General features: G+C 61.5%; 14 protein-coding genes. 5 read left to right on the top strand and 9 right to left on the bottom strand.

The features are described from left to right. Positions 1-181 precede the first annotated feature (181 nt). A complete protein-coding gene (locus AOA59_RS10170; RefSeq protein WP_025999909.1) occupies positions 182-391 on the top strand; it encodes a DUF2788 domain-containing protein in 210 nt (69 codons plus the stop codon). On the opposite strand, the gene AOA59_RS10175 is transcribed toward AOA59_RS10170, so the two are convergent. The 4 genes from AOA59_RS10175 to AOA59_RS10190 form a co-directional block, all read right to left on the bottom strand. Continuing rightward, positions 386-1,021 carry a pseudouridine synthase gene (locus AOA59_RS10175; RefSeq protein ID WP_065911215.1) on the bottom strand — a complete coding sequence of 212 codons (636 nt, stop codon included), beginning with the start codon at positions 1,019-1,021 and terminating at the stop codon, positions 386-388. The genes AOA59_RS10170 and AOA59_RS10175 overlap by 6 nt on opposite strands. Before the next feature lie 71 nt (positions 1,022-1,092). After that, positions 1,093-2,565: an AMP nucleosidase gene (gene amn, locus AOA59_RS10180; RefSeq protein ID WP_162232034.1), complete on the bottom strand. Its 1,473-nt coding sequence runs from the start codon at positions 2,563-2,565 to the stop codon at positions 1,093-1,095. A 186-nt stretch (positions 2,566-2,751) separates the two neighbouring features. Beyond that, positions 2,752-4,404 (bottom strand): acyl-CoA dehydrogenase family protein, encoded by a 1,653-nt coding sequence (locus tag AOA59_RS10185; RefSeq protein ID WP_099487139.1) that lies wholly within the window; start codon positions 4,402-4,404, stop codon positions 2,752-2,754. Positions 4,405-4,473: 69 nt separating this feature from the next. Continuing rightward, positions 4,474-6,873: a hybrid sensor histidine kinase/response regulator gene (locus AOA59_RS10190; protein ID WP_099487141.1), complete on the bottom strand. Its 2,400-nt coding sequence runs from the start codon at positions 6,871-6,873 to the stop codon at positions 4,474-4,476. Between the two features lie 275 nt (positions 6,874-7,148). Between AOA59_RS10190 and AOA59_RS10195 the strand changes: the two genes are divergently transcribed. The 4 genes from AOA59_RS10195 to AOA59_RS10210 all read left to right on the top strand — a co-directional run bounded on the left by AOA59_RS10195 (position 7,149) and on the right by AOA59_RS10210 (position 10,714). Further along, on the top strand, positions 7,149-7,946 hold the full coding sequence (locus AOA59_RS10195; RefSeq protein ID WP_058420182.1) for a hydroxymethylpyrimidine/phosphomethylpyrimidine kinase: 798 nt from the start codon (positions 7,149-7,151) through the stop codon (positions 7,944-7,946). 20 nt (positions 7,947-7,966) lie between these two features. Continuing rightward, complete coding sequence (gene thiE / locus AOA59_RS10200) at positions 7,967-8,590, top strand: thiamine phosphate synthase (RefSeq protein WP_099487143.1); 624 nt, start codon at positions 7,967-7,969, stop codon at positions 8,588-8,590. Between the two features lie 17 nt (positions 8,591-8,607). After that, complete coding sequence (gene hemL / locus AOA59_RS10205) at positions 8,608-9,891, top strand: glutamate-1-semialdehyde 2,1-aminomutase (protein WP_017136069.1); 1,284 nt, start codon at positions 8,608-8,610, stop codon at positions 9,889-9,891. Between the two features lie 238 nt (positions 9,892-10,129). Beyond that, entirely contained in the window at positions 10,130-10,714 is a 585-nt protein-coding gene (locus AOA59_RS10210) for a tetratricopeptide repeat protein (protein ID WP_099487144.1), read from the top strand. Here AOA59_RS10210 and AOA59_RS10215 read toward each other — a convergent pair. From AOA59_RS10215 to AOA59_RS10235, 5 genes are read right to left on the bottom strand one after another with little or no spacing between them, the layout of a single operon-like run. Next, a complete protein-coding gene (locus AOA59_RS10215) occupies positions 10,696-11,808 on the bottom strand; it encodes a succinylglutamate desuccinylase/aspartoacylase family protein (protein WP_099487146.1) in 1,113 nt (370 codons plus the stop codon). The two genes, AOA59_RS10210 and AOA59_RS10215, sit on opposite strands and share 19 nt — an antisense overlap. A 9-nt stretch (positions 11,809-11,817) precedes the next feature. Next, on the bottom strand, positions 11,818-12,528 hold the full coding sequence (locus AOA59_RS10220) for an ABC transporter permease (RefSeq protein WP_065911222.1): 711 nt from the start codon (positions 12,526-12,528) through the stop codon (positions 11,818-11,820). Beyond that, a complete protein-coding gene (locus tag AOA59_RS10225; protein ID WP_099487147.1) occupies positions 12,525-13,241 on the bottom strand; it encodes an ABC transporter permease in 717 nt (238 codons plus the stop codon). Before AOA59_RS10225 ends, AOA59_RS10220 begins: the two co-directional genes overlap by 4 nt. A 31-nt stretch (positions 13,242-13,272) precedes the next feature. Next, the gene (locus tag AOA59_RS10230; protein WP_099487149.1) at positions 13,273-14,025 is read right to left on the bottom strand and encodes a transporter substrate-binding domain-containing protein; all 753 of its coding nucleotides are present in this window, start codon (positions 14,023-14,025) and stop codon (positions 13,273-13,275) included. Between the two features lie 53 nt (positions 14,026-14,078). Continuing rightward, on the bottom strand, positions 14,079-16,136 hold the full coding sequence (locus AOA59_RS10235) for an FAD-dependent oxidoreductase (RefSeq protein WP_065911225.1): 2,058 nt from the start codon (positions 16,134-16,136) through the stop codon (positions 14,079-14,081). Positions 16,137-16,154 lie beyond the last annotated feature (18 nt).

Consider the following 16,154-nt stretch of genomic DNA (forward strand, 5'->3'; position numbering starts at 1 on the left):
CCTGTGGGAGCTGGCTTGCCTGCGATAGCGGTGTGTCAGCTAAGCATATGCCACTGATTTACCGCAATCGCAGGCAAGCCAGCTCCCACATTGACCGTGTTACGACGTAGGTCAATAGTGTGCCTTTGACGCTGCTTTATACTTGCCGCCTGCCCTGTCGGAAAAAATCCCCATGAACAACATCGACCCCGCCCTCTTTGAAGAATGGATGATGACCGGCCTGGTCACCATACTGATCATCTTCATGGGCTTTATCGTCTGGGACCTGGCGAAGAAATCCAAGGCCGGGCGCTTTGGGTCGTTTATCCTGTTTTTCGTGCTGGGCCTGGGCGTGGCCGCGTTCATCATCAAAAGCGTGGTGATCGGCCTGATCGAGTCCGGCGCTTTATAAACGCGCCGGCACTGCCTTCCACTGGCCTTGGTCCAGGCCATCGATCGACCAGTCACCAATACGCACACGCACCAGGCGCAAGGTCGGCAAGCCCACCGCCGCAGTCATGCGCCGCACCTGGCGGTTACGCCCCTCACGGATGACCAACTCCAGCCAGTGCGTCGGCACGCTTTTGCGAAAGCGCACCGGCGGGTTGCGTGGCCACAGTTCGGGTTCGTCCAACTGCCGCGCTTGGGCGGGCAAGGTCATGCCGTCATTCAGCTCTACGCCGTCACGCAGGCGTTGCAGCTGTTCTTCGGTGGGCTCGCCTTCAACTTGCACCCAGTAGGTTTTCGCCAACTTGTGCTTGGGGTCGGCAATGCGCGCCTGTAGCTGGCCATCGTTGGTCAGCAGCAGCAGGCCTTCGCTGTCACGGTCCAGCCGCCCGGCCGGGTAGATGCCGGGAATATCGATAAAATCCTTGAGGGTCGCGCGCCCGCCTTCGTCGCTGAACTGGGTCAGCACGTCGAAGGGTTTATTGAACAGGATCAACTTCGGCTCGGCCGGTGGTGCCTTGGCAACACGCCGTGCTGCGGAGTTCGGGGGTTTCACGCCAGGGCGGCGCGCATCGGGGCGGGTAGGACGGGACATGGCGAAGGAACATCTAACGGTCAGGACCGACAATGCTAGTGGCCTGACCGCTAAATGACCATCCCAACCGCTTAGCGGAACGGCGGTTCGTCGAAGCTGCGCAGTTTGCGCGAGTGCAGCGAGTTGAGTTCGGTGCGCAACAGATCCACCGCCTCGATGCCGATTTTCAAGTGCTGGCTGACCGCACGCTCATAAAACGCGTTGGCCGAACCCGGCAGCTTGATCTCGCTGTGCAGCGGTTTGTCTGACACACACAGCAAGGTGCCGTAGGGGACACGCAAACGGTAGCCTTGGGCCGCGATGGTGCCGCTTTCCATGTCCACCGCCACCGCGCGGGACAGGTTGATCAGCGGCCGTTCTTGCGCCCAGCGCAGTTCCCAGTTGCGGTCGTCGTAGGTCAGCACAGTGCCGGTGCGCAGGCGCTTTTTAAGCTCTTCGCCTTTCTCGCCGGTGACATTGGCAGCGGCTTGCTGCAAGGCCATCTGCACTTCGGCCAGCGCCGGGATCGGGATGTTCGGCGGCACGACGCGGTCGAGAATCCCGTCGCGACGCATATACGCGTGAGCCAATACGTAGTCGCCGATGGTCTGGGATTGGCGCAGGCCGCCGCAATGGCCGATCATCAGCCAGCAATGCGGACGCAGCACGGCCAGGTGGTCGGTGATGTTTTTGGCGTTGGACGGGCCGACGCCGATGTTCACCAGGGTCACGCCGTGGCCATCAGTGGCCTGCAGGTGGTAGGCCGGCATCTGGTAACGGTGCCACACCACGCCTGCGGCAATGGCCGAGGCTTCGCCGTGGTCCATGCTCTTGTCGATGATCACGTTGCCCGGCAGCACCATGCGGATAAACCGCGGGTCGCTGCGCAGTTGCTCCAGGCCATGCAGGATGAACTGGTCCACATAGCGGTGGTAGTTGGTCAGCAGGATCCACGGCTGCACATGACGCCAGTCGCTGCCGGTGTAGTGCACCAGCCGGCGCAGGGAAAAGTCCACGCGCGCCGCATCGAACAGCGCCAGTGGCAGCGGGTCGGTGTTTTCCCAGTCGTAGAGGCCATCGGCAATGCCGTCGGTGGCGGCGGACAAGTCGGTGCTGGGGAACACACGGGCGAGGGTTGCAGCGGTAACGCCGGAGCCAGCCAGTTCATCACCCTGCTCCACCACATACGGGTACGGAATATTCTGCTGGCTCACGCCGACTTCCACCGTCACGGTGAAGTCATGCATCAATGGCACCAGTTGCTCCAGCAGGTACTTACGGAACGCCGCCGGATGAGTGACGGTGACACTGTAGGTTCCCGGCAATTGCACCTTGGCGTATGCGCGGGTGGTCTGTGGGACTTCGCCGTGGCAGTGGTAGGTCAGGCGCAGTTCCGGGTAGCGAAACAGCGCGCGTTGTTCGGCGTCCGGCTCGACGCGGTCCTTGAGGTATTGCTTGAGGGCTTGATTAAGCGCACCGGTAGCGCGCTCATGCAGAGCGGCCAGCCGGTCCACGGCTTCTTCGGCGGTTTGAACGACAACAAAAGCTTCGGTCACGGTAAGCATCCTGTGTTCTGACTTGCAGGCCTTTATCTTGCCTGTATCCCAGGCTCACTGAAACACCGGAATTGGAATGCTGCTTTTAAAGGTGGGAGCTGGCTTGCCTGCGATGGCGGTGTATCAGCCAAGTATTCAGTGACTGATACACCGCCATCGCAGGCAAGCCAGCTCCCACATTTTGACCGTGTTCAATCAGAGGGATTGTGGAGTTGAACGGGTAACGATCGCCGCCACATCCACCCCGCGCGGCAAGGTGCCGTACACCCGGCCGGACGATGCCCCCAGGCGGCTGGCGATAAACCCATCGCTGACCACCGCATTCCCGGCCTCCAGCAACAGCTTGGCCTGCAACGCTACGGCAATGTCCTCGGTCAACTGCCGGGCGCGGTACTGGATGTCTTGGGTATCCATAAACGCCGACTTCAATTGCTCGATATGCCCCGCCAGTTGCGTGTCGCCATGCCCATCGCCCAGTTCGACAAACAACGCCTCCAGCACGCCCGGCTCTTTGGACAAGGCGCGCAGCACATCCAGGCACTGCACATTGCCGGAACCTTCCCACGTCGAATTCACCGGCGCCTCACGGTACAGACGCGGCAAGATGCTGTCCTCCACGTACCCGGCGCCGCCCATGCACTCGGCGGCCTCATTGATCATGGCGGGCGCGCGCTTGCAGATCCAATACTTGCCCACCGCCGTCACCAGCCGGGCAAATTTGGCTTCCTGTTCGTTATCCAGATGGTCCAGCGCCCGGCCCATGCGCATGCTCAAGGCCAGGGAGGCTTCGCTCTCCAGCGCCAGGTCGGCCAGCACGTTTTGCATCAATGGTTGTTCACTGAGCACGCGGCCGCCGACCGAGCGATGGGCGCAATGATGGCTGGCCTGGGTCAACGCCTGACGCATCAAGGCGCTGGAGCCGACCATGCAGTCGAAACGAGTCATGGCGACCATCTCGATAATGGTCGGCACGCCCCGGCCTTCTTCGCCAATCATCCACGCCAGGGCGCCACGAAACTCCACTTCGCTGGAGGCGTTGGAGCAATTGCCGAGTTTGTTTTTCAGGCGCTGGATGTAGAACTGGTTGCGGGTGTCATCCGGGCGATGCCTTGGCAGCAGGAAACACGTCAGCCCCTTGTCGGTCTGCGCCAGGGTGAGGAACGCATCGCACATCGGCGCCGAGCAGAACCACTTGTGCCCGACCAGCTCATAGGCCTGGCCAGGGCCGCCCGCGCCCACCGGGTAGGCGCGGGTGGTGTTGGCGCGCACGTCGGTGCCGCCCTGTTTCTCGGTCATGGCCATGCCGATGGTGGCGCCGGCTTTGTGGGCGATGCCGACGTTGCGCGGGTCGTATTCGGTGTTGAGGATTTTCGGCAGCCAGGTCTGCGCCAGGTCCGGTTGCAGGTGCAGGGCCGGGACGCAGGCGAAGGTCATGGTCAACGGGCAACCGCTGCCGGCTTCGGCCTGACTGTGCAGGTAGGTCATGGCGGCGCGGGCCACATGGGCGCCGGGCTGCGGATGCGCCCACGGCAGCGATGGCAGGCCATGCTCGATGGCGGTGCGCATCAACTCGTGATAGGCCGGATGAAACTCCACCAGGTCGATGCGATGGCCGTAGCGGTCATGGCTGTTGAACACCGGCTTGTTCTGGTTCGCCAAAAACCCCGCCGCCATCAATGGCCCGCCCGCCAGCGCACCATATGCATCGATTCGAGCCTGCGCCCAGCCGGCGCCAAAGCGGCGCGACCATTCTTGCAAGGGCAGGTCGATACGATAGAGGTTGGTACCGTCCAGGGACGGCGGCTGGTTGGTGACGTCGTGGGTTTCGGCAAACGGGTGCAGGTTCATGACGGGCCTCCTGGAAAATAGGCCACGTGCAGTTGAGGCCTGAATTTCAGTTAAGCACCGTCATCGGGCTTAAAAAAGTGGCATACCCGCCGATTGCTCGGCGCTTTCGCCCTCTAACGGGCACAGCAGGCGCCGCTCCAGCACCGTTTGCAGCGCCTCGAAACGCACGGGTTTACTGAGGCGATCAGTGATGCCGACCCCATGGCAGCGTTCGCGATCCGGGGCGTGCAGCGAGGTGCTCAGGGCAATCACCGGCAGTTCGCCGCAGCCGGGTAGCGCACGAATCTGACAGCACAACGAGAAGCCGCCTTCAGACACATCCAGCAGCACCGCTTCAAACGTATCGTCCTGCAAGAGCGCCAAGGCGGCCGGGCCGTTATCCACGGTTTTCACCCGGTAACCCAGTTTGAGCAGCATGCCGCGTACCGCCAATTGGCCGACGCTGTTGTCGTCCACCAACAGCACGGTGCACTCCTGGGGCGCTCGTTGCGCATGGGGCTTGTGCGTTGTCGGTTTGGGCTCGGGCGGCACCGCGTCGACGCTGATGTCCAGCTGGAAGCGGCTGCCCTTGCTAAGTTCGGAATGATGGGTCAAACGCCCACCGAGCAGTTCTATCAGTTGCCTGCAAATCGCCAGGCCGATGCCCAGGCCCCCGTATTCGCGGGTCATCGAACCGTCGACCTGGAAGAAGCGCTGATACAGCGTAGCCTCGTCGAGGAAAGCGAAGCCGATGCCGCTGTCGGTCACAATAAAGCTCAGGCGCAGCTCGCCGTCACTGTGGGGCACACCTACCACACGCACGCGCACCGCGCCTTCGTGGGTGAACTTGAAGGCATTGTCGAGCAGGCAGTCCAGGCACTGGGTAAGTTTGCCGGCATCGCCGATCATCCGGTCCGGCAGTTCATCGGCCACGTCGATGGAAAACGCCAGGCCTTTGCTCTTGGCGCTGGCGGTGAATTGCTGGCGCAAGGTGTCGAGGGTGCCGCGCAGGCTGAAGACCTGGGGCTGGGCGGTGAGACGCCCGGCTTGCAATTCGGTCAGGGTGAGAATGCCGTTGACCATGCGCATCATGTCCCGCGCAGAACCGGCGGCGGTTTGCTGGTATTGGGTAAGGTCGTCGTCCAGCGGCACGGTTTGCATCAGCTCTAACGAGCCGATCACACCGTTCATTGGGGTGCGCAACTCGTGGGTCAGCGTGGCGAGGAACTCATCTTTAAGGCGGTTACTGCGTGCCAATTGCTGATTGAGCACTTCAAGCTTCTGGCTGGCGTCAAACAGGATCTGCGCCTGTTGCTCACGCATGCCGTTGATGCGGTCCGCCAGGGCCAGGGACAACAGCGCCACTTCGATGGCCGAGCCGAGCTGGCTGGCGTACATGGTGAGGAACATATTCGGCAGGTAGCCCAACACCATCAGGGTATTGACCACCCCGCCCAGCAGGAATGCCGACCAGGCGATGATGAAGTAACGCGCCATGCGCTGGCCGCAATACCAGGCCTTGATGGCGGCCACAAAGATGGTCACGGTAAACACCAGCGCCAACCCCGTGGCCAGCCGCAGGGCCACGGCGTAGCTGGTCAGCAGTGCCAGCACCATGACCAACGCGCCGGCCGCTGCCAGCGCCATTAAAACCCGATCAAGCCAGCGGCTGTGCTGCGCGGTGTGCAGGAAACTGCGCGCGAACAAGCTGCCGAACAACGCCGCCGAGCCGATCAGGAACGGCACCGCCGCGTTCGCCCACCATGGGTTGTTCGGCCAGAAATACTCTACCGCTACGCCGTTGACCGACAGTTGGTACAGGCCAAACGAGGCGATATAAAGGATGTAATACAGGTAGCTGGTGTCGCGCACGCTCAAATAGATGAACAGGTTGTAGACCAGCATCCCGAGCAACACACCATAGATCGCCCCCAACACATACAGGCGCAGAGGCTGCTGCTCCATGTACGCGGTGGCGGACCAGAGCGTCAGCGGTGCCTGGATCGAGCCCTGGCTTTGCAGGCGCAGGTACACGGTTTGCTGCTGGTCGGGCACGAAGTTGAGCTTGAACAGGTAGTTGGCCTGGCGCACTTCTCGGCTGGAAAACGCCAGGCTGCTGCCCGTGCGGCTGGTCAGGCGGTAATTGCCGGTGCTGTCGCGCTGGTAAAGGTCGAGTTCGTTAAGCGGCGGGTACGCCAACTCCAGAAACCAGGTGCGCGGGGCTCGTGGGTCAGTGGCGGTGTAATGCAGGTCGACCTTGAGCCAGAACACCGAGCGTGAATAGCCGGCGTTGAGAGTGGTTTTGTCATGGGTTTTGAATTGGGCGGCGTAGGCGGGAGCACTGACATCGGCGATGGTGAGGGCGTCGGTTGGGTCTTCGAGTACTTGCATGACGCGGCCCAGCGGCAGGCTTCGAGTGTCCGGGTTGAACTCGATGGCGCCGGCGAGCATCGGCAGCCCGCACAATAAAAAGATCAGCAAATAGCGCATAGAGCCCCAGCGTGGCCTGTCCGGTTATGTCAAAAACCCCCCATTCCTTTTGAGTAGACGTATACCGGCGATACATTAAGTTGTTTGGATCCACTTTAGCATAGCCGCTAGAGGCCATTGGACACCATTGAAATAATTTTTTGAAAGGCTCTAGAACGGCGCTTTCAGAGAGTTTACTGAATAAAAATGGCGAACCAACAGCCATAAACACAGGGTGAAATTCCACGCTCGCCCGACAGCCACGCAAAAAGCGATTGGTGGTAAGCTCGCGCACCATGAATATCTACAGCTCTCGCCCTGTTGTCCTCTGTCTCTCCGGCCACGACCCCAGTGGTGGCGCCGGCTTGCAGGCAGATATCGAAGCCCTGCTCGCCCAAGGCTGTCATGCGGCCCCCGCCGTCACCGCCCTGACCGTGCAGAACACCGTCAATGTCAGCGATTTCCGCGTGCTCGACCGCGAGTGGGTGCTGGCCCAGGCCAATGCCGTGCTCAGCGACTCCGAAGTCGCGGCGGTGAAGCTGGGCATGCTCGGTTCCACCGCGATGGTCGACACCGTGGTCGAGCTGCTGCAGGCGCACCCGCACCTGCCGGTGGTCTGCGACCCGGTGCTGCGTGCCGGTGGCGGCGGCAGCCTGGGCAAGGACGAAGTCGGCTATGCCATGCGTGAGCGGCTGTTGCCGCTGTCGCTGATCGCCACGCCGAACCTGCCGGAAGCGCGCATCCTCGCCGAATTGCCCGAGGGTACGGCGGACGAATGCGCCGAGAAGCTGCTGCCGTTTGTAAAGCATCTGCTGATCACCGGCGGCCACGGCGACGAGCATGAAGTGCACAACCGCCTGTACAGCCGCGACGGCACACGCCAGACCTTTACCTGCCAGCGCCTGCCCGGCAGCTATCACGGTTCGGGCTGCACGCTGGCCAGCGCCTTGGCCGGCAGGATCGCCCAGGGCGAAAGCCTGGCCAGCGCGGTGCAATCGGCGCTCAACTACACTTGGCGCACCCTGCGTGATGCCGAACAACTCGGCCAGGGCCAGTTCGTGCCGCGCCGTTTGCCGCTGGATTTCTGCTCTTAACCGCACAAGAGGCCTGCTCGATGAAACTACGTGGCCTTTACGCCATTACCGACAGCCAACTGTTGGCCGGCAAATTCCTTGCCTACGTCGAAGCGGCGCTGGACGGTGGCGTGACCCTGTTGCAGTACCGCGACAAAAGCAGCGACGAAGCCCGGCGCCTGCGTGAGGCCGAGAAACTGCGCGAGCTGTGCTCACGCTACAAGACCCAGCTGATTATCAATGATGACGCCGAGTTGGCCGCGCGCCTGGGCGTCGGCGTGCACCTGGGCCAAACCGACGGCCCACTGACCCCGGCCCGTGCATTGCTCGGTTCCAAAGCCATCATCGGCGCCACCTGCCACAGCCAGATCGAACTGGCCGAGCAGGCCGCCAAGGAAGGCGCGAGCTACGTCGCCTTCGGTCGTTTTTTCAATTCCAACACCAAGCCCGGCGCGCCGGCCGCCACGCTCGACATGCTGGCCCAGGCCCGCACGCGCCTTCACCTGCCGATCTGCGTGATCGGCGGCGTCACCCTGGAGAACGCCGACCCCCTGGTGGCCCACGGTGCCGACCTGCTCGCCGTGGTGCACGGCCTGTTCGGTGCCGACAGCACCCAGGAAGTCACGCGCCGCGCCCGCGCCTTCAACACCCTTCTTAAAGTTTAAGTGTAGAGAGCCCGATCATGTCCCGTTCCGAAACCCTGTTTGCCAATGCCCAAAAACACATCCCCGGCGGTGTGAACTCCCCCGTGCGTGCGTTCAAGAGCGTCGGCGGCACACCGTTGTTCTTCAAGCATGCCGAAGGCGCCTACGTCACCGACGAGGATGACAAGCGCTATGTTGACTACGTCGGTTCCTGGGGGCCGATGATCCTCGGCCACAGCCACCCGGACGTGCTCGACGCCGTGCGCCAGCAGCTGCAACACGGCCTCTCCTACGGCGCGCCAACCGCCATGGAAACCGAGATGGCGGACCTGGTGTGCTCAATCGTGCCGTCGATGGAAATGGTGCGCATGGTCAGCTCCGGCACCGAAGCCACCATGAGCGCAATCCGCCTGGCCCGTGGTTTCACCGGCCGCGACAGCATCATCAAATTTGAAGGCTGCTACCACGGCCACTCCGACAGCCTGCTGGTGAAAGCCGGTTCCGGCCTGCTGACCCAAGGCGTGCCAAGCTCGGCCGGTGTGCCGGCCGCGTTTGCCAAACACACCCTGACCCTGCCGTTCAATGACATTGCGGCCGTTGAGCAGATGCTCAGCGAAGTCGGCCAGGACGTGGCGTGCATCATCGTCGAGCCGGTAGCCGGCAACATGAACTGCGTGCCACCGGCACCTGGCTTTCTGGAAGGTTTGCGCGAGCAGTGCGACAAGCACGGCGTGGTGCTGATTTTCGACGAAGTGATGACCGGTTTCCGCGTGGCCCTCGGCGGCGCCCAGGCTTATTACGGCGTCACGCCGGACCTGAGCACCTTCGGCAAGATCATCGGCGGCGGCATGCCCGTGGGCTGCTTCGGCGGCAAACGCGAAATCATGCAGCACATCGCGCCGCTGGGCCCGGTGTACCAGGCGGGCACCTTGTCGGGTAACCCGTTGGCCATGGCTGCCGGCCTGACCACCCTGCGCCTGATCAGCCGCCCGGGTTTCCACGCCGAGCTGACCGACTACACCACGCGCCTGCTCGATGGCCTGCAACAGCGCGCCGATGCCGCTGGCATCCCGTTCGTGACCACGCAAGCGGGTGGCATGTTCGGCCTGTACTTCAGCGGCGCCGACGATATCGTCACCTTTGATGACGTGATGGGCAGCGATGCCGACCTGTTCAAGCGCTTCTTCCATTTGATGCTCGAAGGCGGCGTTTACCTGGCACCGAGCGCTTTTGAAGCGGGTTTCACCTCGATCGCCCATGGCGAAGCCGAGTTGAAACTGACCCTGGATGCTGCCGAGCGCGCTTTCGCAGCCTTGAAGTAAGCCCCGAATTAAGGGACACACACATCTGACGTTGCCCCTCGCAGCGTCAGATTTGCTACTTTGCCTACAGAGATTTCCTGCTTTTTTCGAGAAATTACCTGCAATCCGGCAGATAACTTGCCTACGCAGCAGAAAAACGAGTAAAGACTTTGTAAGCAGGGGCCTGCTTATTTCATAATGCGCGCTTATTGGACTCCCCCGAGGGTCCGCGTGCCCCGTCAGAGGTAAGTCGATTCCCATGAAACGCACCGGCCGCACCCTGGTTCTGGGCTGCCTGTTGCTCCTTCAGCCGCTGCTGGCACATGCCCAGGCAGGCGGCAACTCGTTGTTAATCCCAGCGATGGGTCGTTGCACCCTCAATACCCAGCCAGACAGCCAGGCCGAAGCGCTGAGCGCGTGCCAGAAACAGGCCGACGGTGGGGATGCGCAGGCGCAATACGAGTTGGGCGAGTACTTCCACGACGACAAAAACCCTGCCCGCGACCTCAACAAAGCCCTTAGCTACTTCGAGAAGGCTTCGTTGCAGGGCCATGCCCAGGCGCAATTCCAGCTGGGCAACATGTTCTTCAAAGGCGAAGGCGTGCCGGCCAATAACGTTCAGGCGTACATCGTGCTGAAAATGGCGGCGGTCAACGGCGCCGAGGACGCACTGGACACGGCCGACGAAGTCGCCGAGCACATGCAGCGCGATGAATTGGAAGTGGCCACCCAGGTACTGGGCCAGATCTTCCGCAATTACCTGCAGGAATTGCAGAGTGCCGATGGGCGTTCGCCCTTCTCGCCCTTGCCCGAACCCATCGCGCCTCAGGGCGACAACAGGTAGCCCTGTCGGTAGGCCGTTGCACCTGCAACATGCGCAATCGTCATGCCGCTGATGGCCATGCGCCTTAGTGATCGCACATACAGCAAACCTTCCCGAGTACAGGCAATGGCCGTCACGCTGTCGCTGATCGGATCAATGATGTGCGCCACGACTTGACCCGCGCTCAAATAATCCCCGACCTTGGCACAAAATACGATCAAGCCGCCCACCGGGCTGACGACGGGCTCAACGCCGGCCAGCGGCGTGGGCGGGTTCAATAAAGGCGGCAACTCAGGTGCCTGGCCCTCGATGACGCCCGCGTGCGTAAGGTAGTCAATCAAAGCCTGGCAATCCTGTTCGGCCAGCTCATAACTCACGTCGGCCACACCTCGCAGTTCCAGCGTCACGGCAAAACCGGGCGGCGCCACACGTTGCGGGAAGCGCGCCTCTATCTGTTGCCAAAACAAGCTGAAGCACTCATCGAAGGACTGCCCACCGGCGTCTGTCGCCATAAAGCACGCCTGTGCCCCCAGGTAACGGGCCAGGGGTTCCACTTGTGGCCAGCAAACCGGCGACGCATACAGATGCTGCACGGCCTCGAAATCACAATGCAAGTCGAGCACGATATCGGCATCGCAGGCCAGGCGCTGAAGCGTCAGGCGCATGGCCTGTACCCGGTTGGCAGGCACTTGGCTGGTGAGCACGCGAACCAGCACCGAACGAATCAACCGCAAGTTTTCCTCGGGGTCATCGGTCAGCAGTGCCTCGACGGCATCACCCACCTGCCGGCTGACATCAAGGAAGTGCCGATTGAAGTTCTCCCGGCTGTCGTAATCGAAACGGCCTTGAGGCACGTCCATCAACACTTGCTCCAGGCCCATGGGGTTGGCCACCGGCACCAGCACCACCGCACCACGTAACAGGCCCGCAGCCTCCAATCGCAACAACCTCCGCTTGAGATGCCACACCACCAACATCCCCGGCAGTTCATCGGCATGCAGGGAAGACTGGATATAGACTTTGCCCACGCCATCGGCCGGGCCGTAGTGAAAACTATGGATCTGCCGCGTCGTACCCGGCACGGTTACTGGCAGTTGATGCACGCGTTCATACATGGCGACCTCCTATCGGCTTGGGTCAAGAAATCTCAGCCAACGCTTCTCGGCCAGGTGAAAAAGGCCGACCAGAGCGAAGGTGATGCATAGATAAATGGCCGCGGCGATGCCGAAGGACTCGAACGTCAGAAAGGTCGCGGCATTGGCATCCCTGGCCACTTTCAGCACATCGGGGACCGTGGCGGTGAACGCCAGCGTGGTGGAGTGCAGCATGAAAATCACCTCATTGCTGTAGTACGGCAATGCGCGGCGCAGGGCCGACGGCATGATCAGATAGGTGTAGAGCTTCCAGCCATCGAACCCTAACGCCCTGGCGGCCTCCACTTCACCGCGCGGCATGGAGCGGATGGCACCGGCGAGGATTTCGGTGGTGTAGGCGCCCGTGTTAAGGGCAAAGGCCAGCAGTGTGCAGTTCAAGGCATCACGGAAAAAAGCGTCCAGAAGCGGCTGTTCGCGTACAGCTGCCAGGCTGTATAGGCCGGTATAACAAACCAGCAACTGGACATAGAGCGGCGTTCCGCGAAACAGATAAGTGAAGCTCTGCACCGGCCAACGCACCCACGAGCGGGTTGAAACCCGGGCAATGGACAACGGCAATGCCACCAGCAGCCCAAGGCATAACGAAGCACTGGTGAGCCACAGCGTCATGGCCAGGCCGGTGATTTGCTGACCGTCGGAATAGAGAAACGGCCGCCAATATTCCTGTATCAGTTCAATCATCGCGGCGCCTCCTGCCCTGCACCGCCATAACGACGCTCAAGCCAGCGCAGCACCGCATTGGAGGCGCTGCTGAGGAGCAGATAAATAAAGCCCGCCAGCAATAGAAAGCTCAATAGCTGCTGGCTGCTTTTGCCAGCCACCTGAGCCACCTTGACCAAGTCTGCCAAGCCGATAATCGACACCAACGCGGTAGCCTTGAGCAAGACCATCCAGTTATTGCCCAGCCCCGGCAAGGCGACGCGCATCATCTGTGGAAAGGTTATGTAGATGAAACTTTGGCTGGGCTTCATACCCAGCGCTTTGGCCGCCTGTGCCTGCCCACGTGGCACCGCCAACAATGCGCCACGAAAGGTCTCGGTAAAATAAGCACCGTAGATAAACCCCAGGGTCAGTACGCCCGCAGTCAAAGGGTCAATTTCGAGGTAGGCCCAGCCCATCACAGCCGTCAGGCGGCTCACACCGGTTTGTACGCCGTAAAAGATCAGCAGCATCAACACCAGGTCCGGCACCCCGCGGATCAGGGTGGTGTAGACCTGTGCTGAAACACGCCAGGCCCTGACGCGTGACAGCTTGGCCCCCGCCCCGAGCAGACCGAAGATCAGCCCCAGCAACAGCGATAGCAGCGCCAGCTTCAGGGTCACCCATACACCTTGCAGCAGTAACGGCGCAAAACCCTCCAGGGTCGCGACAAAGCGCGCAACGTTCTCCAGCATGACCACGCCCTCCAGATATGATGACGGGCGGTCAATTGCCGCTGAACATGTCGACGCCTGGGAAATACTGTTCTTGCAGGCGAGCATAGGTGCCATCGGCATGCAGCGCTGCCAGGCCCTGATCCAGCAGAGTCTTCAGCGCCTGATTGCCCTTGGCGATGCCAATGGCACTCAGGGAAGGCATCAGCTCGCTTTCTATGACCTTGCCCAACTCGAAACCGGCACCTTGAGGCGAGCGCAAAAAGCCACTTTGCGCCTGTTGGGCGTCCTGCAACGAAGCGTTAAGCCGACCCGCCACGAGGTCGGCGTAAACCTGTTCCTGATCGGCGTAGGCCACCACTTTCATGCCCTTAGGGGCCAACACGCGCTTGGCGTAGGTTTGCTGAGTACTGCCCTGCAAATAGCCCACGGACTTGCCCTTGGCGTCGCCAAGGTCGGTGCCGGCCTTGAACACCATGGCGGAGGGGCTGGAGAACACTTGCGAAGAGAAGTCGATGATCTTGCGCCGCGCTTCGGTCACGGTTACCGACGCCAGTATGGCGTCGATCTTGCCGGCCCTGAGGCTGGGAACCAGGCCGTCAAAGTCGCTTTCGACCCATTGGCAGCGCACCTTCAAATGCGCACAGATGGCGTTGCCGATATCAATCTCGAAACCGACCAAAGTACCGGTGTTGTCTTTATAGGCAAAAGGCGCGTAGTTAGGGTCAGCACCGAAGCGTATGACCTCATAGTTGTTGGCGGACACCCAGTTGCTGACCACTAGGGAAGCCAACACCGATAACATCAGAACTAATTTTTCATTATTTTATTCCTTGTTATTGTTTGCACAGCAGGACGTTACAACACCTCTAAATGAGGAATTTCGCGACGCATGACCAACGAGCCGGCGGGCGCATCAAACTCACGCGCCAGCCGATGCCCTGAAAACACGGCAGCCGCAATGGTTCCAGGCGCCAGGCAGTCCCCCACCAATGCGACCGACTCAATACCCGCCTCAAAGCGTTGCTCCGTTGCCTCGTTGAGTGCCTGGTACAGGCCTTGCTCAGGCTCACGGGCTGTCACCAGCAACAAGGACGCCACGGTAATGAACCTTGGCCGGCCGGTGTACATACAACTGGCAACCGCACCTTCAGGCGTCACCGCCGCCAACGAGTGAGAGGCGATGATCGTGACATTGAGTTCCAGCAGGCGACGCTGGATGCGCTGTTGTTCAAGCGTGTTATGGGTCCAGGTCGCCACATCCGGCGCAGGGGTGACAAAGATCACCTCCACGCCCTGCGCTACCAACTGCTCTGCCAACACACTGCCCATGTAGTAGTGGTCATCATCGAACAGCAGCACCGGTGAAGCAGGGACTGTTCCGGCCAGCAGATCATCCGGGGTCAGTACCGGCAGGTGTTCCAACCCCGGCAAGGCCTGGCGCAATACACGCCCCAGACCATCGGTGCGCCAGCGCGAACCGGTGGCGATAAACACGTGGGCGGCGGCGAAGTCCAACACGTCCTGGGCTTGTAGCTGACTTTCTCGATAGATCTCTACTGAAGGCAATCGGCTGAGGGCGTCCAGCCGGTAGTCGAGCACCCGTGACCAACTCGCCAACCCTGGCAGCCTGGCTTCAAGGAACACACGCCCGCCCAGCGTGCGCGTGCCTTCGACCAGCGCCACCTCCATGCCCCGCGCGCCCAGTATCCGCGCGCATTCAAGGCCGGCAGGCCCTGCCCCGACCACCAGCGCGCGTGCGGGGTTAGGCGCACGGGGCGTCGACTCGGGGTGCCAGCCGCGCCGCCATTCTTCACCCAGGGTGGGGTTTTGCGTGCAGCGCAGCGGGGTGCTGGTGTGGTCACCACTGACACAGACGTTGCAGCCGATGCATTCGCGAATCTCCTCCAGACGCCCTTGCTCTATCTTCTTTGGCAAGAAGGGGTCGGCAATCGAGGGACGGGCCGCGCCGATCAGGTCCAAGACGCCTCGACGCACCAATGAGACCATGGTGTCCGGTGAGGTAAACCGACCCACGCCCACCACCGGCTTGGTGGTCAGCGCTTTGAGCCCGAGCAGGAACGCCTCTTGAAAACCTTCAGGGGCAAACCGTGAGGTCACGCTGTCGTTGGACCAGTCGGCAACGTTGACATCCCACAGGTCCGGCAGCTGCGCCAACAGCGAAAAAATCTCGCGGCCTTCGCCCTCGCAGGCCAGCCCGCCAGCGACCTGTTCATCCACGGCCAGCCGCACGGCGACTGCGCAACGATCACCCACCGCATCGCGGGTATCTTCAATCAACTCACGCAACAGCCGTACACGATTCTCCAACACCCCACCGTACTCATCGGTGCGCCGGTTATTGCGTGGGGTCAAAAAGTGAAACGGCAGGCCAAGGTCGTGGCCGGCATACACGTAAATAATATCGAAACCCGCCTGGCGTGCCCGTAACGCAGCAGCGCGATGCATCTGGCGCAGTTGCTTGATATCGGCGCGGCTCATGGCCCGGGCTTGCACCGGGTCGTAACCACGCACCGGTGTATTGGAAGGCGCCCAGGGGATTTCGCGGCTATAGCGATTGGGCGCCGAATAGCCATTGAACGCCAGTTCGACGCCGGCCAATGAGCCATGCAGATGGACGGCCTCACACATTTTCGCCAGCGCGGGGATGTCGCGTTCATCCCATAAGCGCGCTTCTATATAAGGCGAAAACTCGCTCAGCGGGCTGATCTCGCACTCCTCCGTACACACCACCCCCCAACCCCCCTCGGCTTTGACCCCGCGCATGGCGGCCATGGCCGAGGGATGCACATGGCCCATGCCATTACAGTGCGGCACTTGGTAAAAGCGATTACGCGTGCGAACCGGCCCAATGTGTACCGGCTCAAAAAGAATGTCATACCGAGGATCGCGCACAGGGCTACTCCCGAACCA

Origin of the sequence: Pseudomonas sp. 2822-15, from assembly GCF_002742515.1 — a bacterium.
In the GTDB taxonomy this organism is placed as follows: domain Bacteria; phylum Pseudomonadota; class Gammaproteobacteria; order Pseudomonadales; family Pseudomonadaceae; genus Aquipseudomonas; species Aquipseudomonas salomonii.